Raw genomic sequence first — 23994 nt, 5'->3', positions numbered from 1 at the left:
TTATTTTCCCCGGATCTTATTTAGAAAATTTAATCGGAGTATTCTTTTAAGAGCTGTCTGTAGCTCATCAGGATCGATGATTTTGATATAAACCCAATAAAATCATTATTTTCACTCGTAACAGGCAGATTCCACACTCCGGAGTCATCAAAAATCTGAAGGATTTCCAATGGTTTATTTTCCCGGTAAATGATTGCTGGCGGGGCTTTCATAATCTGTGAAACCGTCATTGAGCTGTCCGTTTCTTTATTGAAAAGATAGGGGCGTATATCATCCAAAGTCAGAATCCCTTTCAGTTTTCCTGCTTCATCTGTGACGGCAAAAATATTTTTATTTCCGTTCTTCACCTGTTCGAATAATTCGGTAATTGAAGCATGCTCATTGATCGTTTCTGAATATTTATCTATGAAATCTTCGGTTTTTAAAGCAAAAAGCAGGTTGGTATCATGCTGCTTGGTCAGTATTTTCCCCTGTTCAGCCAAAGATTTAAGTTCGGGAGAGATCGGGGAGAACCATTTCGCAATCAGATAGGAGATAATAGATGCAATCATTAGCGGAATAAAGAGATCATACCCAAAACTGGACTCAGCAATCAGAAAGATAGCTGTAAGAGGAGCATACAGCACGCCACTCATTGCACCCGCCATGCCTACAAGAACGAGATTCGTTACCGGAACATCGGTAAAACCTATGTGCTGGCAAACCAAGGCAAATAAATACCCAACCGTACCTCCGGCAAAAAGGGAAGGAGCAAAATTACCTCCGTTACCTCCGCTGAATATGGTAAAAGACGTGGCAAAAGCCTTTAAAAGACATACCAGAACCAGAAATATAATAATGGTCCAGTCTCCGATCTCAAAATACCTGAAAAAGCTGTTTCTGATAATCGCATGAGTACTACCGTTGGTAAAAGCTTTCACCGTCTCGTATCCTTCTCCGAATAAGGGTGGGAAGAGAACACAGAGCAACGACAGTACCAATCCGCCGAACATTGCTTTGCGCATCCTTGAAAGTTTAAGCTCTTTAATAAAATGCTCTACCTTCTGGGAAATGACCACAAAATAACGGGCATACAATCCTGTTACAATTCCCAGGATAAGATAATAGGGAACATTCTTATAGTTAAAAGGATCCCTCGTATAAAACCTGAAAAGCACATCTTCCTGAAGCAGAATTCTGGATAAAAGGCTTCCACATACCGCAGCCACTACCAAAGGTATAAAATCTGTAAAAACCACGCCTGTCAAAAGAATTTCAAAAGCGAACATGATCCCGGCAATCGGAGCATTAAAAGCCGAAGCGATCCCGGCGGTAGCACCTGCCGCCAACAGGAGGGTCCGTTCTTTGTAGCTCAGCCTGTAGGTCTGGGCATAATTGGAGCCGATGGCAGCTCCCGTAACAGCTATAGGACTTTCCAATCCCGCAGAGCCTCCCAATCCCACTGTCACGGCACTCTGGATAATCTGCGAATACATTTTTACAGAAGCTACAATACTCGAGTTCTGGGCAATTTCATATAAGATTGCACCGATTCCTTTCCGGTCCTGCCCTTTGAATATAGTAAGCACAATAGAAGTAGTGAGTACAATTCCCAAAAAAGGAAAGACAATGTAGAACAGGATCTGGTATTCAAAATGAACTTTATGGGTAATAAAATTGTGAATGGTATGCACAAGGGTTTTCAGGACCACTCCGGCAAGCCCCGCAGTACAGCCTACAAGAATTCCGGAGAGTACGAGAAACTGGTTCCTGCTGAGCCTGTTATTCAGCCAGTGAAGGATCAGCTCGTAGCTCCGGGCCTTTTCCAGTCCGTATTCCTGAAAGTCTCTTTTAAATTTTAGAAAGCTTAAATACTTTTTTTTGTTGTGAATTTTCACCTGGAAACCACTTTTAAAATTATAATGGTTCCGTAAATTTATGAAATATCTTTATAAATAATTGATCTGCAACGATGAAAACGGGTGCAAAACGCAGATTAAACAATTGATATAATGAAAGTTAAATCATTTTAAATTATTCTCAAAAACTTTTATTCCGGATTTTGAATGAAATCCTGTGTGGAAGATTCCATACTGTCTTTTTTGAGATTATTGATAAAATAGGAGGGACTTACCCCTGTTTCTTTTTTGAAGACAACCGCAAAAACTTCTCTTGACGAAAACCCGCAGGCCTCGGCCAGATAACTGATTTTGTACTCCCTGTAAATAGGGCTTTCATACAGTTTATTGGTGATATAATTGATCCTGAGCCCGTTGATGTAATTATTGTAATTGTTTCCTTTATATTGTTTGATAATCTCGGAAAGATAACGCGTATTGGTATTCAGGTCGTTGGCCAGGGAAGTCAGGCTGAGATCTTTTCTGGTGAATTTCCGGGATTTTTCAAATTTTTCCAGTTTGGTAAGAATTGTTTTTACCGTTTCATCTGTGATACTGATGCTTTTCTCAGAAGAAACTTCAGGCCTTGTTATGGTTTCCGCCTGAAGCTGATGGGCTGCTTTCAGATTTTTAATCACAATATCATACTTTTTATGCAGCTTTTTCTTGTTTCTGTTCCATAAAAACAACCCGCCAGCCAGCAGAACAGCCATACATCCGCCAGAAAACATAATGATTTTCTGAATATTCCAGGTATAGGCTTCTCCCTGTTTATCCAAAATTTGTTTTACCGGGGAATTAATTGTTTTCTTTTCTTCATTCACAAGGCTGTCATTCAGCTTGGTGTAAAGATTCATGTATTTTTTAGAGGCTTCTTTTTCACCTAATTCTACATAAGATTTGAAACTTACTTCATAAAGATCCCTCCGTATGTAAGGAATACTGAGTGTTTTCTCTGATTGTTCAGCTTTTTGAGCATATTCTACGGCCTGCCTATACTTCTTCTGGTCATAATAGAGCCAGGCATATTCGCTAAGAATGGTGATATTGATACGTTTGGGTACTCCATAATCCGGATTTTGGGAAATTTTCAGAGCTTTAAGGAAGTAGTTTTCAGCATCTTTTATACGGTGTGACGCAACACTTGTCATCCCCAGATTGATGTAAGACAGGGCCAGAAGATGGTATTTTCTGGAGATAAAATCCTTATTTTCACTTATAGAAACGGCACTTTCAAGAGCTTTCTTCTGATAGGCTATTACGGAGTCGAGCGGTGCATTTATATGGGCAAAATATCCACAGATCCCGGTATAGGTTAAAGATTTTAGATAATTCTTTCTGTCGTTGGAAGATACCTTTTCGGAAATCGTGAGTGCTTTTTTATAATCTCTGATGCTTTCATCATTAAAACCGAGTTCGGTATAGGATGATGCCCTAAGTCTGTATACATTGGCTAATTTTGCATTATCTTTTAGCTCAATAGCCAGCTTTTCAGCTTCCGAACTCAGATCAATTACTTTTTTGTGGTTACCTGCATCATAATATCTTGCCATCAATATGGAACTGCTTCCAAGTATACCTTTTGTATAGCCCTGCTTTTTTGAAGCTCTGTAAATCTCGTTAGCCAGCCGTATGGATTGGGCAGGATCGGAGGCAGACAGCTCATCGGCCCGGCTAATTCCTAAGTCAATTTGTGCATTCGTTGTAAATTCAGAATTCATCTGGGCCTGATGAAGTCCGGAAACCAGACAAAAAAGAAATAGAGCAATATTTTTCATCATGTGTGTTTTGAAAGCGCAAATTAAGTACAATATTAATAAAAACTGTACATTAATAGTGTTAGTTTTTCAGAATTCATATGATTAATTAATTTTTTAAACTCACTGAATTACAACTGTTTACATCACCTCAACGATTTCTAATTCTGCTGTTTTTTAATTTTAACGAAATATTCAGAATAGTTGTTCTTTTTTCAGAAATCATTTCATTTAAAGCTTTTCTATGGCAGGTTAAATCTTTAATCTTGTTCCTGAATCCCATGATAGTCCTTAACAGAATCAGGCTTGAAAAATTCTAAAACACAGGTATGAAAAGCAATAGTCCTGTCAACAAGAAGTTTGTCCTATTGCTTTTCCTTTATCTTTTCCCAGGCAATAAATTCCTTACATAAAAAACACAAACAAAAAATATATGGATCTAAAAAACCTGAATATTGGATCGATGATAAAAGAAAAGGCAGACAAAAGCGGGATAGAAATGTCGCGGATATGCAAATTTCTAAACTGCAAGGAAGAGGATGTCATCAAAATGTATGATTCACCTTCTTCCGACACAGAAATGCTATTACGGTGGTGCAAGCTCCTGCAGTATGATTTCTTCAGGCTCTATTCACAGCACCAGATTTTGTATTCCCCACAGTCTTCCATGAACTATATTCAGAAGAAAAATACGCCGGACTCATTGCCTTCTTTCCGTAAAAACCTTTATACCAAGGAGATCATAGAGTTTGTTCTGGACAAGATCAGAAATGGTGAAATGACAAAATCAAGCGTCATTTCTGAATATAAAATTCCCAAAAGCACCCTCTACAAATGGCTGCATAAATACAATATGATGTAAGAATAATATACAATGAAAAACATCCCTGACTACAAAAGAATTTATACAGACCTTATCAATGAAAGGTACCCTGAAAAAAAAGAATTATTCAAATCCATGCTCTCACAAAAGGAATTATCCATACTTGACGTAATTAGATGCAGTACTATGCTTACAGACGGAGAAGATAAAAATGCCTTTACTTTTAATCAAAGACACCGTTGTTTCGACCGGGAGACCATTCTTGAAATGCTGGACTATCAGAAGGAACATGGGTACAGCAATGCTCAGCTCGCCAGACATTTTAAACTAAGCAGGAATACGATTTCAAAATGGAAAAAGAAATTTATTTAGAAATCAAAAATAACCTCTCATTCGGGAGGCTATTTTTTTCTTGAGATACTGTAAAGTATTATTTTCTTGCTTTTAATAAAGACAATGAGAGAAGTCCAATCGCCAATATGCCCATCGCTCCCGCTCCGGCCACCTTGAGTGCTTTGGAAGGAGAAGGCAGTAATGTTTTACCATTAATTTTCATATTCCCCACTGAGGGCCCAAGTATGTTTCCTGAAGTATTTTCTTCGTTGCCAGATTTCTTCATCACCATTCTCAATGCAGCCGATGAAATAGAACGGATAGGGCCGGGAAATAGTTCATAAAGATTTTTAAAAACAACCGATGACCAGTCTGGATAAACAGCCTGTTCAGGATTCTTTGCTGTTTTTACCATTGAGGCAGCAAGCTCACGCGGATCGAACGATGGAGGAGGGGTGCTCAGTTTTATGCCTGAATAATTGGCCGCATGTTCTATCCCTGAAGATTTCTGGAAGCCCTGATACATAGCACAGATATGGATATCAGGAAAATCCGACACTTCACCCTGCAATGTTTCCACCATACCCCGGATTCCAAATTTTGAAGCGGTATAGGCTGTTCCGTATGGGGCAGGCATCCAACCGCCGATGGAAATATTATTGATCAGAATTCCTTTTTTCTGTCTTTTAAATACCGGCAATACTGCATGGGCAGCATGCAAATATCCTAAAAGATTTGTTTTTATAATCTGGTCTGTCACTTCAATAGGGATCTCTTCGAATTTCCCGAAAGCGAGCACTCCTGCGTTGTTTACCCAGCAATCAATTCTGCCATTAATTTTAACAGCTTCTTCTGCAAGACGGTATACTTCTTCAGGAGAAGACATATCGGTAGGTACTGCCATTACTTCAACTCCTGACTTTCTGCATATTTCAGCCGTTTCATTCAGAGCTTCTTCCCCGCGTGCAGCGAGAACAAGATCTGCTCCTTCCTGAGCAAATGCTTCTGCTGCGGCTTTGCCGATACCGCTGGATGCTCCGGTGATCACCACTGTTTTTCCAAACAAATAAGGTTTTTTAGAATTTTTCATATTAATATTTTTAAGGTGGTAAGATGTATATTCTGTTCTTTTCGGAATATTAAGTGATTCAGGCTATTAAATCCGTTCAGTTTAATGCGTCAATCTATTGTTTTTCATTCAAGAACAAGACCAAATGGACTCTGTGACAAACATTTAACATAATATAAATATGTTTCGCAGTTTTTTAAGGGATAGTCTGCACGATGTTTGTATCTGCTTATACCCAACACTTAAATATTCTCAATATGAAAACAGACATTTTAACAGAAAAGCACAGGTTAGGAATTGGTGGAGTAGCTATAGGAACCGCCTTTGAAAATATCAGTGATGAAGAATCTTACCAAATACTTCAAACCGCATGGGATCTGGGGATTCGTTATTATGATACTTCACCGTGGTATGGCCTCACCAAAAGTGAAAGAAGATTCGGGCATTTTCTAAAGGATAAGGACAGAAATGAATTTGTATTTTCCACTAAGGTAGGAAGACTGTTTCATGAAGTTCCGGAATCAGAAGTTCCCCCTACCATGTGGAAAAAACCATTGAACTATGATTTTAAACACGATTATACTGCAGACGCCATCAAAAAATCGATTGAAAGCAGTTTAGAGCGAACAGGACTAAGCCATATCGACATTGTTTATGTTCATGACCTTTCCGAAGATCAGGTAGGAGACCGGTATCCATATTTTCTGGAACAGGCAAGAAAAGGAGCATTTAAAGTTCTTTCCGAACTGCGTGACCAGGGGGTCATCAAAGCATGGGGGATGGGAGTAAATAAAATTGAACCTATTCTCGACTGTATAGATTCCGCAGACCCGGATATCTGCCTTTCTGCCACCCAATATTCGATTCTTGAGCATGAAGATGCGGTGGACAGGCTTCTGCCCGCTGTAAAAAAAGCAGGAGTAAAGCTGGTTTCCGGTGCAGGGTACAATTCAGGGTATATTGCCGGAAGAGAACGATACAATTATAAAGATGTAATTCCAAAAGGCATGGCTGAAAAACGAGCTGCCATAAAAGATATTGCCAGAAAGTATAATACAGATATTGTACATGCTGCCCTGCATTTTGTACTGGCATCGGATGAGTTTGCATCTATAATTCCCGGAGCCAGCAAACCGGAACAGGTTAAAGATAATCTGGAAGGGCTTAATGCTGAGATTCCTGCAGATTTCTGGAATGAACTAAAATCTGAAGGACTTATTTATGAAAAGGCACAGGTGCCCGGATCATAAAATTTTAAAGCTTTTTCAAAATATAAAAACCTCTCATGACGGGAGGTTTTGTATTTTTAACTAAACTACTTTTGCTTTACGTACAATCTTAGCCAAAAGGTCAGGAAAGAATCTTTTAAGATAAGCTCCCATCACTTCCTGTCCGCCTATAGAAGCCTGATTTTTCTTTTTTCCTATAGCTGAAAGCATTTTCCGGGCGAAAACATCAGCAGGCATCCCTTTCTTAGTGGCATCATCCATAGTTCCCTGCAATGAGCCATTACCGGTAACTGCATTGATGGAAATATTGGTCTGTACAAATCCGGGACAAATGATTGTCACTGTAATATTCTTTGTATACAATTCGGCACGCAGGCTGTCGAAAAACCCGTGGAGTGCATGTTTTGCAGCGGCGTAACTGCTTCTCATAGGTGCCCCGAAAATTCCCATCAGGCTGGAAACTACGGCAATATGTCCGCCACCGTTTCTGATCATGTAGGGAAGGACGGATTTGGTAAGGGCTACTGTTCCTATAAAATCAATATCTATTAAACGCTTATCCACTTCTATATCGGTTTCCATAGCCAGGGAACGCTGGGAAAGCCCGGCATTATTGATCAGAATATCTATTTTCCCAAATCTGTCTACAGCTTCTGATACAATATCCGGCATCTTTTTATAATCTTCCAGGTCCAAAGGTAGTACAGTGAAACGGCCAGATTCAAGACCTGCTTTTTGAGCAACCGCATCCAGCTGGTCTTTATTTCTTGATGAAAGAATAATTTTTGCCGTGCTTTTCATCGCCAGTTCATTAACCAAGGCTTCTCCGATTCCTGAGGACGCTCCTGTAATCCAAACTACTTTATCATTGAAATAACTTTTCATCTTTGCTTTTTTAGTGTTTATTTTAAACTTTTACATTCATCATTTGTTTACTATTGACGTTTAAAGTTCCGCTATGTATTTTCCTGCTTTCATTCCGGAAAAGATACATCCTCCAAGAAAGGTTCCTTCCAGCGCACGGTAGCCATGCATTCCGCCACCTCCGAAGCCTGCGGCTTCTCCTGCTGCATACAGTCCGTCAATTACAGTATCGTCTTCCCTCAGTACCTGTCCGTTAAGGTTGGTTTTGATACCTCCCAATGTTTTCCGGGTAAGAATATGAAGCCGTACAGCGATTAAAGGTCCGTTTTTAGGATCCAATATTTTATGCGGAGCCGCAACACGGCCTAATTTATCTCCCAGATAATTCCTTGTATTCCTGATATAATTTACCTGTGTATCTTTTGAATACTTATGGTCCAGTTCACGGTCCCTGGCTTCTATCTGTTCCTTTATTTTATCGTAACTCAAATGGCGGGCACCCGAGAGTTCATTCATTCTTTCCACCAAGTCTTTCAGGTCATCCGAAACAATAAAATCTTTTCCATGTTCTTTAAATGCTTCTACAGGTCCCGGTGCTTTTTTACCAAAAATTCTCTTCAGAAAAAGGGGATAGTCCTTATTGGTGATATCCGGGTTTTGTTCTGATCCGGAAAGGGCAAATTCTTTTTTAATGATTTTCTGGGTCAAAATAAACCACGAATAAGAAAATCCTGTATCCTGTATATGCTTGAGGGTTCCCAAAGTATCAAATCCTGGCAAGAAAGGAGCTGGTAGGCGGTTTCCCTTTGCATCGAACCATAAAGAAGAGGGACCGGGCAGTATTCTGATGCCGTGTTTCGGCCATATCGGGTTCCAGTTCTGTATTCCTTCCGTGTAGTGCCACATCCTGTCCGGATTGATGATATGGGCTCCTGAATTTTCAGCAATACCGATCATTTTTCCATCTACATAGGCAGGTACACCGCACACCATATTTTCCGGAGCTTTTCCTAATCTTTCCGGCCAGTTTTTTCTTACCAACTCATGGTTGGCTCCTATGCCGCCGGATGCAATGATGATGTGTGAAGCATGGTATTCAAACTGTGCTGTGACGTTCCTGTTGGTTTCAGCACCTCTTTCTTTATCGTCATTCTCAAGGATATCACCTTTGAGACCTTTGATTCTGCCGTTTTCTATGATCAGCTCAGTTACCCTGTGCCTGAATTTCATCTGTAAAAGCCCGTTCTCTTTTGCTTGGTAGGCCTTATCTACAAATGGCTTTACGACTCCGGTTCCGGTACCCCAGCTTACGTGGAAGCGCGGTACAGAGTTTCCATGACCGGTTGCTGACCCGTCACCACGTTCCGCCCATCCAACCATGAACATAAATTTAATTCCCAGCTTAGACACATAGGCATATTTTTCATAAGCTGCGAATTTCAGATAAGCTTCGGCCCATTTTCTGGGCCAGTAATCTTCTTTACGGTCAAAACCTGCTGTACCTTTCCAATCCTGAAGAGCCAGCTCATAAGAATCCCTAATTCCCATTTTGCGTTGCTGGGGAGAATTAATCAGAAACAGGCCGCCAAATGACCAGAATGCCTGGCCTCCTATATTCTGTTCCGTTTCCTGATCAAGGAGGAGTACTTTTTTTCCTGCATTGGTAATTTCCATAGCAGCGGTAAGTCCTGCTAATCCTGCTCCCACAATGATAGCATCAGGCTGGAATTGTTCTTCCATGGTATTGATTTGCTTTTGTTTTACTGAATTTTATTTCCTATAATAAATATATAAAATATTTCATATCCGCATGTTGAAAAATTAATGCACCGTATTTTGGCTCTGGCAGGATATGACCTCATAAAAAAACAGGTCAGAAAAAGTATTCCTGACCTGTTTTTATGTAAGCAAGTTTCGATTTTTTATCAGAGAGGTCTTTTACCGGTAATGATATTGTAAAGGATCACAATAATGGCAATTACCAATAGTACGTGCACTAAGTAACCGGTACTGATTCCCGGTACAACACCTAACATTCCAAGAAGCCAAACAATAATACAAATGACAGCGACTAACCATAATAAATTTCTCATGACTTTAAATTTTTAATGTTATTTCCTCATTTAATACACATTCTGTGCCTTTATGTAATAAAATTTCCAATAATATTTAAAATGTGGTATCTATACTATATTTACAGCAGGAATAAATTCAGTCAATGAAAGGATTATTCAGATTAATAACATACTTATTTACAGTGTATTAAAGCCGAAATAAAATTAACACATCTAAAGATTTTAAATCCTCCTTTCTAAGAGGTTTTCCGGTCCAGTGCAAAGCAGTTATCTTCTATTTTACTGATCAGGATGTAAAAGAAAAGGGCATAGATCATTTGTATTCCCATTGCTTCCCAGTCTTCAACGGTACTGCTTCCAAAAAGAAGCATGATAATAAGTGCGGCGCCCGCCATGTTTGCCAAACGGGTTTTAAAGCCGATAATAAGGAGACCGCCAATTATGAATTCCAAAAATGGGAGAGTTGTGCTAAATAAGTGTACAAAAGGTTGCGGAAGCCAGCTTTTTTCAAAACCTTTTTCCATTCCCTGAGCAAAAACGGAAAGTTTGGGAATTCGGGCAAGACCATGTCCCAGAAGATTTACTCCCATGGATATACGCAAAAGGGCATAAGCTATATTTTTATTCATACTATTTATTTTTTTTAGTTATTATATTTTTCTTCGCTGTTATCTACTGGGGTTGCAGGATCATTCATCACCATTTTTGCAATATCATCTTTACGCATAAAAACGACTCCCTGCCTTTCTTTAGTATATCTGATAAATTCTTCCATAGCATGAACCATTGCCGGAGTACCGCCAATCCTGTCATGGAAACTGATGCTCATCATTCTTCTTTTGGAAGCTCCTTCTTCATACAAACGGTCAAACTCAAACTTCAGCTGGGTAAGAAACTGATCCGGGCTCCAGTGTTTGCCTTCAATATTCACAATATCGTTATTTCTGAGGGTATAAGGAATTACAACAAAATTTTTGCCATTGACTTTGGTAATGACAGGTTCATCGTGACTGAGATCATCTATATGATAAAGGAAACCCAGCTCCTGCAGGACCTTTAAAGTATTAGGGCTTCTTCTGAGCCAGTTGCAGTTGTAGCCCAAAGCTTTCTGTCCAGTAATTTTTTCCACTGCGTCCACACCGTCTTTTACAAAATGCAGCTCATCCGTATAGTTTTTATTCCACTGGTTGTCCCACGCAAGGCCATGAGCTGCTATTTCATGGCCTCCATTGGCAATGGCCCTGGCAATTTCCGGATATTTTTCGGCAGCAGTACCTACAACATGGGAGGTTACTTTTATATTATATTTTTTCCACAGATCCAGCATACGGTAAATTCCCTCGTTTGCTCCATAACGATACCAGCTTTCTGCAGCAAGATCCGGCTGCCCTTTAGGAAGGGGAGTTCCACTGAAAGGGCTTTCTGCTCCTTCGGGCTGGCCTCCGGTTTCAAACTGCATGGATACTGAGATAACCAGGCGGGCGCCGTTGGGCCAGTATTTTTTGGATATTGATTCTGTCTTTTCAGATTGTTCATGGGTGCCTTTCCTATTCTTATCGATACAGGAAGCCAGCATCATTACGGATGCGATCAGGAAGGCAGATTGTTTTAAATGTTTCATTTTAAAAAGTTTTTGTTCTGCAAAATTGATCAATAACCGGTGGGTTTATGTTGTAAAAATTTATGCTAAATTTGTAAAAATCCATTCATTCATGAAGCGTATTGTTAACTTCAGTTCTTTTAATGTTTTCAGTATTGAAAAGGAAATCTGGGATATAGAATACCATAATCACAATTTTTATGAGCTGATTGTCATTGCAAGCGGAAAAGGCACTCATCACCTGAATGGTGTTACTTTTACCTATCAGAAAGGGGATGTCTTTCTGCTGAGACCCAGCGATGCTCATGAATTTTCTATAAAAAGTAAAACTAAGTTCATTTATATCAAATTCACAGACAATTATATCTGGGAAAGTCTTCATACTGATAAGAAAAGCGAGCTTAATAAAGTAATCCGCCTCATGATGGAAGACAGCTCTTTGGTTTATGAATCAGCCATAAGAAACAAAGCAGACAGGGAACATATGTTGCAGCTTGCCAGTATTCTTCTTTATGAATTCAGCAATAAAAGTCTTTACAATAAAGAAACAGCATCAGATCTTTTTTCTGCAATGATTACTATCCTGATCAGAAATACAATGAACAGCGGAGGCATGGAACGGGTATCGAAAGAGATCAGCCCGGCAGAAAAAATCCTTTATTATATTAATGTAAATGCAATGGATGCCGATAAAATGAAGCTTGAAAACCTTGCGAAAGAATTCATGCTTTCCCGGAATTACATCAGCATTTACATTAAAAAACAGACAGGATTTTCCATACAGCAGCATGTGATGCATCAGAAAATTAAGGCTGCTGAAAAACTTTTGAAACAGAGTAATTATCATATCAATGAAATTTCGGATCGACTTGGATTTAATGATGCCAGCCATTTTAATAAGATCTTCCGGAGCTATAAAAATATGACGCCATCAGCATTCAGGAAAAAAAAATTAACCACATGATCGATTATTATTCTTAAAGCCTTATCTTAAGGTTATGAAAACAAGCGCCGGCATTTTATTGTTTAAAAGAGAGAAAAATAAACTGTATTATTTTCTGGTTCACCCGGGCGGACCTTTCTGGAAAAATAAAGATACAGGCGCATGGTCTGTCCCGAAAGGAGAGGTGCAGCCTGATGAGGATCCTCTGGACCGGGCTTTAACTGAATTTAAGGAGGAAACCGGCCAAGTGATCAAAGGAAAATTCACAGCGCTCACACCGGTTAAGCAGAAAGGCGGCAAAACTGTTTATGCCTGGGCTATGGAGGGTGACATTGAATTATCCGGGCTTTACAGCAATACATTACGGATAGAATGGCCTCCAAGGTCTTCAAAAATGATCGAAATTCCTGAGGTAGATCAATGGGAATGGTTTGAATCTGAAGAAGCTCAAAAAAGAATCAATCCGGCACAGGCCGCCTTCATCACAGAACTGGAAGAATTAGTGAATACGCAGGAATAAAATTTACTTTTTAATCCCGATAGATTTTAGAGCATTTGCCGTAAGATAAATGTCATCGAAAACAGTCAGGGATTCAATATCGTTAAAAGCCGTTGACAGCAGGTCATTTTTATTAAAAGAGATTTCTATAGACTGGTCATAGGAAGCTACAATCCTTACCACCGAATATCCGTTGTAGGCAATGGTGAAACCTTCAAACAGGCAGTTCTTTTCAGCTTTCTGATATTCTGTATATTCCTCAAATCCGGCTGTATCATTTCTTTTTACGTTATTATGATCAAGAGATTTCCAGGAGGTGTAATTTTTAGGTTCTTTCAATACATTTCCTTGCGGATCTACAGGAACAAACATTCCAAGAGTCAAAGGTTTTCTTAGAAGATTGGCATAGTTTTTCATCAGACGCAAAGTCTGAAGGTCGGCATATCCTTCGTTAGAGTAATACTCAATAACAAAATCTGTCATCGGAATCAGCTTGTGGGAAGCTTCAGTCGGCATAATGGGTGTTTTCTTTTCTGAAAATAAAAATAGTACTTTTATTTGCTTTTCCAAACATTAATCTGATTCAGATACAGGAATGCTGATGCTGAAGGTTTTAGAGGTCCGGATAGCAGGCAACATTATAATTCTTTAGCTCCGGAACATTTCGGACATATTCCGCTCACTATAAAATTGTATTCCTGTGCTGTAAAGCCGGGAGGCAGGCTGATATCAGGAACTGCATTTTCAATACACGTTACGGAATGACATTCTTTGCAGTTAAAGTGAATATGATTGTGCGCATGTTTTTCCGTACTGCATTTCCCGCTGCATCTGGCGAAATTCACAACTCCGTCTATGTTGACAATTTTATGGATGAGTCCTTCATTTTCAAGTCTTTCCAAAACTCTGTAAATGGTCACCCTGTTGCAAAGATTGCCCAGTTTTTTCTGAATGTCGGGTTGGGAGAGTGCTACGTCAGAATGGTTAATGACATTTAAAATTTCAGTTTTAGCCTGAGTATTTCTGATCTGTTTCATTTTTAATGCAACAAAGTTGCTTTAATTAAAATTTTATCTATACTTTTGCAACAAAGTTACAATAAGAAATTTAAATCCCGATCTTTATGAAATCAAAAATTCTTGATGCTGTAGGTATTTCCGCAGCAGTTCTGTGTCTTATTCACTGTATTGCTTTTCCGCTTCTGATGATCATTCCTTTGGGAATATCCCACAATCCGTTTATTGATCTCACTTTTCTTATTATTGGTGCCGTAGTGGTCTACAGAATTACTAAAAATATGCCCTGGAACCGACTGAAATTTCTTTTCTGGATTTCCATTGCCCTGATTGCTGTTTCCGTCTTGACGGACCTGATTTTTGAATTTCATATTCCATTGATTTATGCAGGCGCAGCAGGATTAATTACAGGCCATATCATAAATTTCAGGAATCACAAGCATTAGTAATTCCTGTAAGAATTAGCAGATGATATATTTAAATGAAAATTCACAATTAATTAATGCAACATTGTTTCTTTAATTGAAATTACCCTCTAACTTGCCATACGAAATTTTACCAAGATGAACAGACGTAAGTTTTTAAAAGGTTCAGCATTACTGTCCGGCCTATTCACCCTAAATCCGGTTGACTTTTTTGCCAATGGAGTAAAAGAAATTCCCGATCCTAAAAACAAGGCAAAAAATATTATTTTCATGATCAGTGATGGAATGAGTTCCGGAACCCTTGCCATGGCCAATCTGTATTCTCAGAATATCCTGGGCAAGAACGGAAACTGGATGAGCCTGTATCTTGAAAACAAAGTTTCCAGGGCATTGATGGATACTGCTTCTGCAAGTTCTATTGTTACCGATTCTGCTGCAGCCAGTTCGTCTTTTGGGGGAGGCTATCGGGTAAGGAATGGTGTTCTTAATATCGGAGCCAACGGAGAAAAGCATATCCCGGTCTGGCAAAAATTTAAAAAAGCAGGAAAAAAAACAGGCTGCGTAACAACAGTAACCATTACCCATGCCACTCCTGCAGGTTTTTGCGTTAATTCCGACAGCAGAAATGCAGAAAATGAAATAGCCGAAATGTATGCTGAAATAGGTTTTGACGTGATGATGGGCGGCGGAGATGAATTTTTTAATCCTTTAAAAAGAAAAGATAAGAAGGATGTTTATAGTCTATGCCAACAGAAAGGCTACCAGATCCTTAAAAGTAAAGCTGATCTTAATAAAGCAGAAAAGGGTAAGAAAGTTTTAGGAATATTCAATTCCGGAGCTTTACCATATTCCATCGACAGAAAAAATATTCCTGAGCTGCAGCAAACCCCATCCCTTGCTGAAATGGCTCAAACTGCAATTGACCAGATGAAAGATCATAAAGAAGGCTTTGTTTTACAGATCGAAGGCGGAAAAGTTGACTGGGCAGCCCATGCCAATGATATTTCAGCTTTAATCCATGACCAGCTTGCTTTTGATGAAGCGATAAAAACGGTAATTGATTTTGCAGAAAAAGACCAGAATACGCTGGTAATAATCACCACAGATCATGGTAATGCCAATCCGGGAACGATTTACGGTCCTGATGCTACCCAGAATTTTAACAGCATTTCCAATTATAAATTTACAAACGAATACATCCTGAATGCCATTCATTCTGATTTTAATCTTCAGCAGATAAAAGACTGGATCTATGAGACCAACACAATAAGTCTTGCTGATGATGAAGCGAAACATTTGCTCAGCTTTTATTCAGGACTTGAAAGACAGGAAGGAGGAATTTACAACTATAAGAAACTTCCTTTTAAAGCGTATTCGGAAATTCAAAAAAAACATAATTCTGTCGGCTGGATCAGCATGGACCATTCCGGGGATTATGTGGAAGTAGCAGTGTACGGCCCGGGGAGAGAGCTTTTACCGCCTTTTATTAAAAATACAGACCTGCATTATCTGATGCTGAAAGCGGGACAAATATAAATTAGTAAACTTTAAATGAATCAAAAACAGGAATGATCAGGATCTTGGTTTGCTTACATACTTATTTCCTTTTACATAAAAACGCCATGGCAGCAAGGCATCTTCCTCGGCATAAGCCACCCCGATTCTTGGGCCGGCTACAATGCTATCAGCAGCGTATCTGATGCCGTGATCTTCAATCCATATTTCATGTTCAGTCAAATCTTTTTTATTGAAAGAACGGTCAATACCTAAAGCCTTAGCTGCCGAGCCCGGTCCTGATGAAATAGCAGGCCTGGAGGCAGGCATATTTCGTCTCAGCTCCATAATATCAGACCCGATTAAAGGTTCTACAGCTCTCACCAATACAGCATGCGGCTCGTCTTCAACGGAGCTTACGATATTAAAAAGATGATGGATCCCATAACATAAGTAAACATAGGAAACACCGCCAGGATGGTATAATGTTTCTGTACGGCTGGTACGGCGGCCTCCGTAAGCATGGGAAGCTTTATCCAATACCCCGAAGTAGGCTTCGGTTTCCACGATGATGCCAGCCGTGACATCTCCGTCAATTTCGGTAAAAAGTACTTTCCCCAGAAGGTCTTTAGCCAGAAAAATGACGTCCTGGTTGAGATAATAGGAAAGGGGAAGCTTTAATTTCATTTTTTTGATCATACTTAAAGTTACTGCAAAGGTAAACATCAGCTTTTATAAATCAATATATCAGTGCTGGCATCCGGAATTATATGCATAAAAAAAGCCCTTTGACAGGGCTCTTTATGTACTGCTGTAATGATTATTTAGCCTTGCTGTTAAGAGCAGTATCGGCAATTTTAGTTAACAGCTGATCGCATTTTTTTTCTTCATTGAGAGTCGCTAGAAGGTTCTTTAAGCAGTCTTTCTCTTTAAGAACTTTGGCATATGCGGCAAGTGAGCCATAAGTAGCAATTTCGTAATGTTCCACTTTTTGTGCTGCAGCAATGATCCCTGCATCTCTTACGGGTCCGGCTTCCGTTTCTTCCATGATGCTTTTTCCTTCATCCAGCAATCCCTGCATGGCATCACATTTTTTAGCCTGGGCTTTTTTTCCGAGAGAAGCGAAGCATTCTTCAAGTCTTTTCACATGGATTTCCGTTTCATTAAGATGCTGTTCAATAGCCGTTTTCAGCTTTTTGTCTGTAGCATTTTTATGCATTTTAGGAAGTGCTTTTACAAGAGCTTTTTCTGCCCAATAGATGTCTTTCAGCGAATCCTCAAACAGATCTTTCAATTGTTTGGCTGCATCTTTTTTAGCAGGCGTCTTTGCTGTTTTTTTCGCTGTAGTTTTCGACGTTGTTTTTCTTGCTGTTTTTTTAGTTTCCATAATAATTATAATTTAGTGTTGATTTTGTTATCTGATAGTTGCAATTATAGGACCAGCCTGCAATTCCGGGTATTCGTGTGGTAGCTGCGAACAAGGGAACTATATATTCTGAAGATTATTTTCCATGAAGAAAATAGTTGCCTGGAAAGGGTAGAAGAACCGTTAATCTTCCGGCTCTTTCCTGAAACTTACCACTTCATAGTCATCAGTTGAGCTGTATTGTTTACAGCTGCTGTCATTAAACTGATCTGGATTCTTCGAAAAATCTTCGACATATTTTGCACTTTCTCCAGTATCAGCCGGTGTAATAATAATATGATAATTCTGAATTACGGATTCATCCGCTTTTTTTACAGCTTCTTTTTTATATTCTAATGCTTCGGTGTATTTCATAAGATATTTTATTTTTCGAAAATTAATCTGCCGTCGAAAGGTTCACTCCATTTTATAAAAATCTGGTCGTTCAGCCTGGTAATCATGGCCTGAATGGTTTCATACTCGCCGTTTTCATTTTTTCTTTCAACCGTGAGATTCGATCCCTGGCCGATTTCCTTTATGCTAAATTCTAACTGATACTGATTTTCATTATTCAATATGAATTCCGCTTTTGTAAAATTTCTATTTAACATGGGATAAGGTTTTATTTTTAGAATAATGAAGAAATTATGCCAATATAAACCTGAATTTCATTTTAATTTAAAAATATGCTTTTTATTTTCACAATACTATATTGATGGTCAGTATGATGGAATAGTTATTGCCTTAGTGAAATTAATAGAGGTCTTAAATCAACCCAACATGAAAATAGCAACATATAATGTGAACGGAATCAACGGCCGGTTACCGGTTTTGCTGCAATGGCTGGAAGAAGCACAGCCGGATATCGTCTGCCTTCAGGAGTTAAAAGCTCCGCAGGAACGTTTCCCTTTAAAAGAAATCAACGCGGCAGGATATGAAGCTCTATGGCATGGACAGAAAAGCTGGAATGGAGTAGCTATTCTTGCCAAAGGTCTGGAAATTACAGAAGTTCAGCGAAGTTTACCCGGAGATCCTGAAGATGTTCAGAGCCGGTATCTGGAAGCTATTATTGGCCAGATGGTTATATGCTGTCTTTATCTCCCCAACGGAAATCCTTATCCGGGACCTAAGTTTGATTATAAACTGGAATGGATCAAACGTTTGAAAAAACGGACGAATCAGCTTATTAAAATGGAACTCCCTGCGATTCTCATCGGGGATTTTAATATTATTCCTGAAGCAAAAGATGTTTATAAGCCTGAACGTTGGGAAAATGATGCATTATTCAGGACAGAAGTCAGAAAAGCATACAAAGATTTGTTGAGTAAAGGCTGGCTTGATTCTATACGGACCCTGTATCCCGATGAAACGATCTATACGTTCTGGGATTACCTGTATAAAGCCTATGACCGGAATGCAGGGATAAGGCTGGATCATATTCTTTTAAGTCCGTATCTTCATTCTAGTTTGCAATCGGGCGGAGTTGACAAGCATGTCCGCGGCTGGACGAAAAGCAGTGACCATGCTCCTGTATGGATTCAACTGGAAAAGTAAAACACTTATATTTCATGAACCATCCGGAAAGTAAGGTTGATCCGTGGTTTCATCGTTTTGACAGATTTGGCAATGCGGTGTTCCCAATGTTCCTGCAAATCTCCTTTCATAATCAGCAATGAACCATGCTGAAGCGGCAGGCTGTACCTGTTCTGATGCTGATCTGTTTTCCGGAAATCAAAATTCCTTACCTGTCCAAGGCTTACTGAAGCAATTACAGGGCGGTTTCCCAGTTCACTTTCCTTATCACGGTGCCAGGCTACGGAATCGTTTCCGTTACGGTATAAATTCAGTAATACGGAATTAAACTGATAGCCGGATGATTTTTCTATCTGCTGCTTCAAAGCTAACAATTCCGGCAGCCACGGATTGACATTGAAGGAGTTTCCTCCCAGCCTGTATGTTTTGGTTTCATCTCCGTACCATGCAGTCAGCCGGGGTGTCAGAACTGTTTTATCATACATTTTCTGGGTTCTCTGTTTCCAGGGAACGGTGCGAAGAAGGAACCCTTCAAGCTCAGAAGCTTCGTGTGCAGGCAGGAAATGCGGTGTATATTCAAGCAGCTCTTCCGGAAACCGGAAGTATTCGTCTGCATTAAATAAACTTAGCTGGTCCATACCTTTACGCTTTATATTTTTAAGATTTACGGCGGACGGACAATTTTTTATCCAGCTGCTTGATATCCTGTTTCAGTTCCCGAAACATTTCTTTAAAATTATAATTATCATAATCTCCGGGCTCAAAATCTTCAGGGAAAATCCCTGATGCATACTGCCAGATCTCAACAATTTCTTCGAAAGGAATATCGTACGGCTCGTAGAATGAATTGTCTGCACTTACACAAATGCTGTTTCCTTTTCTTTCTTTAAAACGCTTATAGGTAATTCCGTCATTTAAAGTGATGAAAACGTAAGTTTTTCCTGGTTTAAGCTCATCTACTCCCTCTACATATTTTCCTACAATATAAGAACCATCTCTAAACGGCGGCATAGAATCTCCGTCTGCCGGGAATGCCCTGTATTTACCGTTAGTGAGGAATGGCAGTGCTATCCTCTGAAGGCTTTCTATATACCCAACGTCACTGTATCCTTCCAGGTATCCCATTGATGCTTTCTGCGGAATAATTTCTATCGTATCATTTCCCAGGTCATCTACGGCTACCGGCAGTACGATCCTGTTATCCGGAAGCTTCAGCATATCTTCCACCGGATATTTGCAGATATCTACAGAAACCAGCAGATCAATACTTACATGGAAGTATTTGGCTATTTTTACAAGCAGCCCGATAGGCGGCTCGGATACTCCGTTTTCGTATTTGGAATACCGTACACGGGAAATAGCAAGCTCATTGGCTACGGATTGCTGGGAGAGGCTTCTTTTATCTCTTAAAAAGCGAATATTATTTGAGAAAATTGACATTGATACAAAATATATCAACAAAAATACAAATTCTGATTAAAAAATACCTCTGATTTATAAGATAAAACCCGGCATTTTATCTAATTACTTCTCTTTAAGCTCTTTATTGATGCGGTTTTCTGCATTTTTGGCTTTCTGCTCCTGGGCTTCTTTTTCTTTTCGCTGCTGGCGCCTTGTTTTCTTTTCAGCACGTCTTTCTTCACGGATCACTTTATTGGATTTTTTATTGTATAAAGCATCGATGATTCCCTGACCGGTTTTACTGAAGATTTTAATTTTCGGCTTGGCGTGGGTTCCGGTGACCACAATAGGAAAACCAATCCACCCACCCGGAGGCAGCCCGACTCTTACCCTTAAGTCCAGCAATCCGTTGAAGCTTGTTGTTCCGCTTATTGAAGGTCTCAAAACAGAGACTTTAAAAGTGAATTTATCTACATGGATCAGGTTATTCTTGATGTGGGTCTCAATATTTACGCCTTTCATATCCGGATTATCAAAGGCTTTGGCCCCAAGATTATCGCCTACGGCAGAAAGCATTTTTAAATTTTTTACTTCCACATCCCGGAGGTTAACAATTCCTCCACCTTCCAGAGACGGATAAATAGGGCTCATATTCTTATCAAAATCACCTTTCAGCTTGTAATTGAGTGAAACGATTCCTTTTACATTCTTTGCTGCAGTTACCATTTCCCGGACCATATCAATTTCTTTATATGCCCTCTGTACATCAAAATCCTGAACTTTAAGGGATACATCATAATTAGCCGTCAGGGGAGATTCATCCTGATAGCGGGCATCTATATTCATACGGCTTCCGATGATATCAAATGAAGTGTTTTTAAGATAAACTTCGCCGGTATTCACGGAGGCATTTCCTTTAAGATGATTGAGCATTAATCCTTTGAATTCAACTTTTTTTGTATTGACTTCCAGAGAAACATCAAGGTTTTTCGGAATAATGACGACACCGCTGCTTTTCGGGTTTTCTACTTTTGCATATTCCACTTCAATGGATTTATCTGTATTATCGCCGTTTTTTAGCGCCATGAATTCATCAATCAGGATATAATTGGAGTTCAGCCCGAATTTTCCATGCAGAGTTCCTTTTCTTTCAATAAAATAGTTGATGGTATTCAGGAGGTAGCCATTTAAGGCAAAATCAGATTTTCCATAGGTGGCCAAAAATTTTCTGAACCACATTTTTTCGTTCTCAAACCTGAAGTTTCCTTCCCGGATGAAAAATGATTTCGGAAGGTATTCTGTGGTGGCTTTGATGTTTTTCAAAATCAGAGTTCCTTTGTTATCGAGCTTGCTATACTGGCCGGTAGTGGCATAACTCTGTCTTCCGTTTAGGGAAAGATCTGCCATAATCAATCCACTGATATCGAATCCTTTTTTGGCAAAGACTTTATAAATTCTTCCTACGTTTAAAACACCTTTTGCCCGGACTTTATACAAAAGATCTTCAAAATCCTGCAGGTCGGCATTTACAAAGACAGGGTTTCCTTCAAAATCGAAGCTGAAAGGATCCAGTTTAACGCCCAAACTCCTGAAAGTACCATCAGTATTTACAATATTGGCGATCAAATTGATGTTTTGAATAGGGTTGGGATAATATTTTGTTTTAACCAGCCCATTTTTAAGATGAAGGTACCCATTCGTTTTCGGAAATAATTTTTTATCCAGGCTGAATATGCCATTGGCTTTAATATTGGTATCCATCAGCCCGCGAATATCAATATCTTTCAAGCCTAGTGCCTGATCAAGTGTCTGAAGGTCTACAGCTCCTTTTATATCAGCATTGACCTGCATTTCATTAAGGCCTTTGGTTTTTATGTAAGCCCTGAAATTATTATTCGGGCCAAGATCAAAACTCAGTTTCTTTACATCTACACCCAGCTGATTGGCATCCAGCGAAGGAAGATCTATATTCAGATCCATATTAAGATTGTTCATCGGAACGGGTGCCTTCCCGTTGGATACGAAGCCGTTTTTAACCAAAAGACGGACTTTGGCTCTCGGCTTGATTTTTTTCGGCTCACTGAATCTGCCTTTAATGTGAAAATACAGATCACTGTTACCTTCAATTTTGGTATCTTTTGCCCAATCCAGGTATTGCGGGGGCAGAACGGAGATCATTTCCCGGATCGTGGTTTTTTCAGATGCCGCCTTGATATCCATATTGTATCCGTCTTTCAAAATACTGATAAATCCTATGAATTTTAAAGGAAGTTCGTTGATTCTTAATTCATTTTTTTTCAGCACAAAAGTTAAGGCATTGGTGTTGATTCTTGTGATCAGGTCCGCATGTAAGGTTTTCTGTTTCGCGTAATAGATCCTGTTCAGACTGAAATCTACTTTATCAATATCAAGATTGGTTTGAAGGTCGAAAATATCTTCACTTAAACCTCCTTTTCCGGTATAATTCAGGCCTTTGGCATCAACAAGAACTCTGGCCGAATGGTCGTTGTATCTGATATTCCAGTTTTTGAATTTAATAAGATCCAGCTTTATAGAGGCTCCGGCTTCTGTACTGTCTTTGGGTTTTGCCGATGGTTTTGAAACATATACGTTATAATTGGCTTCTCCTTTCGTGTTTACAAAAACATTTGCATTGGCGTCGGTTACATAAATTTCATCGATCTTTACTTCACGGTTGAAGATCAGGTTTTTCAGATTGATTCCTACTGCCACTTCTTTTGCTGTAAGTAAGGTATCATTTTGGAAAGGTTTTGAGCCCTGCAAAACAAGGTTATCCACAGAAACAGTAAGGGAAGGGAAGTGCCGGAAAAAAGTAAGATGGGTTTTCTTGTAATCGAGTTTTCCCGCAAGATGCTTGTTGGCAAATATTTTTACCTGCTGAGAAATAGTTCCCGGAAACAGAATGGGAAGAATAAACATTAAAAACAGAATTGACGCTATTGAAATTCCTGTCCATTTCAGAATCTTCAAAATTATTTTTTTAAACCTTTCCATAAGTCATAATTTTGATTGTTATCCTCATTACATATTTAATAACAATAATTAAATATTTCTAATCTAAAATTAAGCCATTTAAGTAATTTTCTTGGTTTACAGTTCTTTTTCAACATGGAATACTCCTTTATCTGAAATAATTCTCATCAATTTAATTCTTCAGAGTTTTAAACTACAGTAGCGCTATTTATCACGGAAACAATTCAGTTTTTAAATAATGATATATGCATTAAATAGTCATTATGTTAATTAAATGTAAATTAATAAATATTTTTTATCATAATATTTCTTTCATATTATAATTATTCATAAATTAGTGATGTAATAATCACAAAAAAAATTTATTATCATGAAAAACTTAAAAAAATTGAACAGAAACGAGTTGAAGACAATTTCAGGTAACGGAATATTCGATAACATCGGTGGTGTTATCGGCGGTCTGGGCGGAGTAGTTACCGGAGCAGTAGGCGGCGTGGGCACTATCGTTGGAGGTGTCGTAACCGGTGTAGGCAATACCGTTGGTGGCGCAGTAAATGCTACAGGTCAGCTTGTAGGCACTACATTGTGCAATGTACAGTGCGTGATCAACGGAGTAGTGCATATCCAGTTGCTTTCATGCGGATCTACCTGCTAAAA

General features: G+C 39.1%; 26 protein-coding genes. 9 read left to right on the top strand and 17 right to left on the bottom strand.

Annotation, left to right across the window (positions count from 1 at the left end; genetic code table 11):
• Window positions 1–29: 29 nt before the first annotated feature.
• Both BUB03_RS10860 and BUB03_RS10855 read right to left on the bottom strand, forming a co-directional pair.
• The gene (locus BUB03_RS10860; RefSeq protein WP_073062910.1) at window positions 30–1877 is read right to left on the bottom strand and encodes a chloride channel protein; all 1848 of its coding nucleotides are present in this window, start codon (window positions 1875–1877) and stop codon (window positions 30–32) included.
• Window positions 1878–2029: 152 nt separating this feature from the next.
• Window positions 2030–3658, bottom strand: coding sequence for a helix-turn-helix domain-containing protein (locus BUB03_RS10855; protein WP_083538903.1), 1629 nt, complete (start codon window positions 3656–3658; stop codon window positions 2030–2032).
• 409 nt (window positions 3659–4067) lie between these two features.
• On the opposite strand from BUB03_RS10855, the gene BUB03_RS10850 reads away from it, so the two are divergent.
• Both BUB03_RS10850 and BUB03_RS10845 read left to right on the top strand, forming a co-directional pair.
• Window positions 4068–4496 carry a transposase gene (locus BUB03_RS10850; RefSeq protein WP_040995102.1) on the top strand — a complete coding sequence of 143 codons (429 nt, stop codon included), beginning with the start codon at window positions 4068–4070 and terminating at the stop codon, window positions 4494–4496.
• Window positions 4497–4508: 12 nt separating this feature from the next.
• Window positions 4509–4829 (top strand): helix-turn-helix domain-containing protein, encoded by a 321-nt coding sequence (locus BUB03_RS10845; protein WP_073062907.1) that lies wholly within the window; start codon window positions 4509–4511, stop codon window positions 4827–4829.
• Between the two features lie 58 nt (window positions 4830–4887).
• Here BUB03_RS10845 and BUB03_RS10840 read toward each other — a convergent pair whose 3' ends face one another.
• Window positions 4888–5880: an SDR family oxidoreductase gene (locus BUB03_RS10840; RefSeq protein WP_073062905.1), complete on the bottom strand. Its 993-nt coding sequence runs from the start codon at window positions 5878–5880 to the stop codon at window positions 4888–4890.
• Between the two features lie 236 nt (window positions 5881–6116).
• Between BUB03_RS10840 and BUB03_RS10835 the strand changes: the two genes are divergently transcribed.
• Window positions 6117–7109 (top strand): aldo/keto reductase, encoded by a 993-nt coding sequence (locus BUB03_RS10835; RefSeq protein WP_175547500.1) that lies wholly within the window; start codon window positions 6117–6119, stop codon window positions 7107–7109.
• Between the two features lie 60 nt (window positions 7110–7169).
• On the opposite strand, the gene BUB03_RS10830 is transcribed toward BUB03_RS10835, so the two are convergent.
• The 5 genes from BUB03_RS10830 to BUB03_RS10815 form a co-directional block, all read right to left on the bottom strand.
• Window positions 7170–7973 carry an SDR family oxidoreductase gene (locus BUB03_RS10830; RefSeq protein WP_073062901.1) on the bottom strand — a complete coding sequence of 268 codons (804 nt, stop codon included), beginning with the start codon at window positions 7971–7973 and terminating at the stop codon, window positions 7170–7172.
• 60 nt (window positions 7974–8033) lie between these two features.
• A complete protein-coding gene (locus tag BUB03_RS10825; protein WP_073062899.1) occupies window positions 8034–9692 on the bottom strand; it encodes an FAD-binding dehydrogenase in 1659 nt (552 codons plus the stop codon).
• A 185-nt stretch (window positions 9693–9877) separates the two neighbouring features.
• Window positions 9878–10045: a lmo0937 family membrane protein gene (locus tag BUB03_RS21695; RefSeq protein WP_040995092.1), complete on the bottom strand. Its 168-nt coding sequence runs from the start codon at window positions 10043–10045 to the stop codon at window positions 9878–9880.
• Window positions 10046–10263: 218 nt separating this feature from the next.
• Window positions 10264–10656 (bottom strand): DoxX family protein, encoded by a 393-nt coding sequence (locus BUB03_RS10820; RefSeq protein ID WP_073062898.1) that lies wholly within the window; start codon window positions 10654–10656, stop codon window positions 10264–10266.
• A 14-nt stretch (window positions 10657–10670) separates the two neighbouring features.
• A complete protein-coding gene (locus BUB03_RS10815) occupies window positions 10671–11648 on the bottom strand; it encodes a polysaccharide deacetylase family protein (RefSeq protein WP_073062896.1) in 978 nt (325 codons plus the stop codon).
• Window positions 11649–11739: 91 nt separating this feature from the next.
• On the opposite strand from BUB03_RS10815, the gene BUB03_RS10810 reads away from it, so the two are divergent.
• On the top strand, window positions 11740–12591 hold the full coding sequence (locus BUB03_RS10810) for an AraC family transcriptional regulator (protein WP_139258819.1): 852 nt from the start codon (window positions 11740–11742) through the stop codon (window positions 12589–12591).
• 34 nt (window positions 12592–12625) lie between these two features.
• On the top strand, window positions 12626–13090 hold the full coding sequence (locus BUB03_RS10805; RefSeq protein ID WP_073062893.1) for an NUDIX hydrolase: 465 nt from the start codon (window positions 12626–12628) through the stop codon (window positions 13088–13090).
• A gap of 3 nt (window positions 13091–13093) precedes the next feature.
• On the opposite strand, the gene BUB03_RS10800 is transcribed toward BUB03_RS10805, so the two are convergent.
• Together BUB03_RS10800 and BUB03_RS10795 are read right to left on the bottom strand one after the other, a co-directional pair.
• Entirely contained in the window at window positions 13094–13639 is a 546-nt protein-coding gene (locus BUB03_RS10800) for a hypothetical protein (RefSeq protein WP_139258818.1), read from the bottom strand.
• A gap of 68 nt (window positions 13640–13707) precedes the next feature.
• Window positions 13708–14106 (bottom strand): Fur family transcriptional regulator, encoded by a 399-nt coding sequence (locus tag BUB03_RS10795; RefSeq protein WP_040995080.1) that lies wholly within the window; start codon window positions 14104–14106, stop codon window positions 13708–13710.
• 86 nt (window positions 14107–14192) lie between these two features.
• On the opposite strand from BUB03_RS10795, the gene BUB03_RS10790 reads away from it, so the two are divergent.
• Window positions 14193–14531: a MerC domain-containing protein gene (locus BUB03_RS10790; protein ID WP_073062890.1), complete on the top strand. Its 339-nt coding sequence runs from the start codon at window positions 14193–14195 to the stop codon at window positions 14529–14531.
• 117 nt (window positions 14532–14648) lie between these two features.
• The gene (locus BUB03_RS10785; protein ID WP_073062887.1) at window positions 14649–16046 is read left to right on the top strand and encodes an alkaline phosphatase; all 1398 of its coding nucleotides are present in this window, start codon (window positions 14649–14651) and stop codon (window positions 16044–16046) included.
• A gap of 36 nt (window positions 16047–16082) precedes the next feature.
• Here BUB03_RS10785 and BUB03_RS10780 read toward each other — a convergent pair whose 3' ends face one another.
• The 4 genes from BUB03_RS10780 to BUB03_RS10765 all read right to left on the bottom strand — a co-directional run bounded on the left by BUB03_RS10780 (window position 16083) and on the right by BUB03_RS10765 (window position 18020).
• A complete protein-coding gene (locus BUB03_RS10780; RefSeq protein ID WP_073063737.1) occupies window positions 16083–16691 on the bottom strand; it encodes a DNA-3-methyladenine glycosylase in 609 nt (202 codons plus the stop codon).
• 133 nt (window positions 16692–16824) lie between these two features.
• Window positions 16825–17391, bottom strand: coding sequence for a YciE/YciF ferroxidase family protein (locus BUB03_RS10775; RefSeq protein WP_040995074.1), 567 nt, complete (start codon window positions 17389–17391; stop codon window positions 16825–16827).
• A gap of 162 nt (window positions 17392–17553) precedes the next feature.
• Complete coding sequence (locus BUB03_RS10770) at window positions 17554–17784, bottom strand: hypothetical protein (RefSeq protein WP_073062884.1); 231 nt, start codon at window positions 17782–17784, stop codon at window positions 17554–17556.
• 8 nt (window positions 17785–17792) lie between these two features.
• The gene (locus BUB03_RS10765; protein WP_073062881.1) at window positions 17793–18020 is read right to left on the bottom strand and encodes a glutathione synthase; all 228 of its coding nucleotides are present in this window, start codon (window positions 18018–18020) and stop codon (window positions 17793–17795) included.
• 169 nt (window positions 18021–18189) lie between these two features.
• On the opposite strand from BUB03_RS10765, the gene xth reads away from it, so the two are divergent.
• The gene (xth, locus tag BUB03_RS10760; protein WP_073062879.1) at window positions 18190–18963 is read left to right on the top strand and encodes an exodeoxyribonuclease III; all 774 of its coding nucleotides are present in this window, start codon (window positions 18190–18192) and stop codon (window positions 18961–18963) included.
• Window positions 18964–18968: 5 nt separating this feature from the next.
• On the opposite strand, the gene BUB03_RS10755 is transcribed toward xth, so the two are convergent.
• The 3 genes from BUB03_RS10755 to BUB03_RS10745 all read right to left on the bottom strand — a co-directional run bounded on the left by BUB03_RS10755 (window position 18969) and on the right by BUB03_RS10745 (window position 23358).
• On the bottom strand, window positions 18969–19580 hold the full coding sequence (locus tag BUB03_RS10755; RefSeq protein ID WP_073062876.1) for an alpha-ketoglutarate-dependent dioxygenase AlkB family protein: 612 nt from the start codon (window positions 19578–19580) through the stop codon (window positions 18969–18971).
• 19 nt (window positions 19581–19599) lie between these two features.
• Entirely contained in the window at window positions 19600–20382 is a 783-nt protein-coding gene (locus tag BUB03_RS10750) for an XRE family transcriptional regulator (RefSeq protein ID WP_073062874.1), read from the bottom strand.
• Between the two features lie 84 nt (window positions 20383–20466).
• Window positions 20467–23358 (bottom strand): AsmA-like C-terminal region-containing protein, encoded by a 2892-nt coding sequence (locus tag BUB03_RS10745; RefSeq protein ID WP_073062872.1) that lies wholly within the window; start codon window positions 23356–23358, stop codon window positions 20467–20469.
• 349 nt (window positions 23359–23707) lie between these two features.
• Here BUB03_RS10745 and BUB03_RS21880 point away from each other — a divergent pair, with 349 nt between their 5' ends.
• Complete coding sequence (locus BUB03_RS21880; RefSeq protein WP_040995064.1) at window positions 23708–23992, top strand: bacteriocin-like protein; 285 nt, start codon at window positions 23708–23710, stop codon at window positions 23990–23992.
• Window positions 23993–23994 lie beyond the last annotated feature (2 nt).

The organism is Chryseobacterium oranimense (genome assembly GCF_900129755.1).
Lineage (GTDB): Bacteria > Bacteroidota > Bacteroidia > Flavobacteriales > Weeksellaceae > Chryseobacterium > Chryseobacterium oranimense.
Note: the sequence above shows the minus strand (reverse complement) of the source record. Positions and strands in the feature narration are given on the sequence as shown.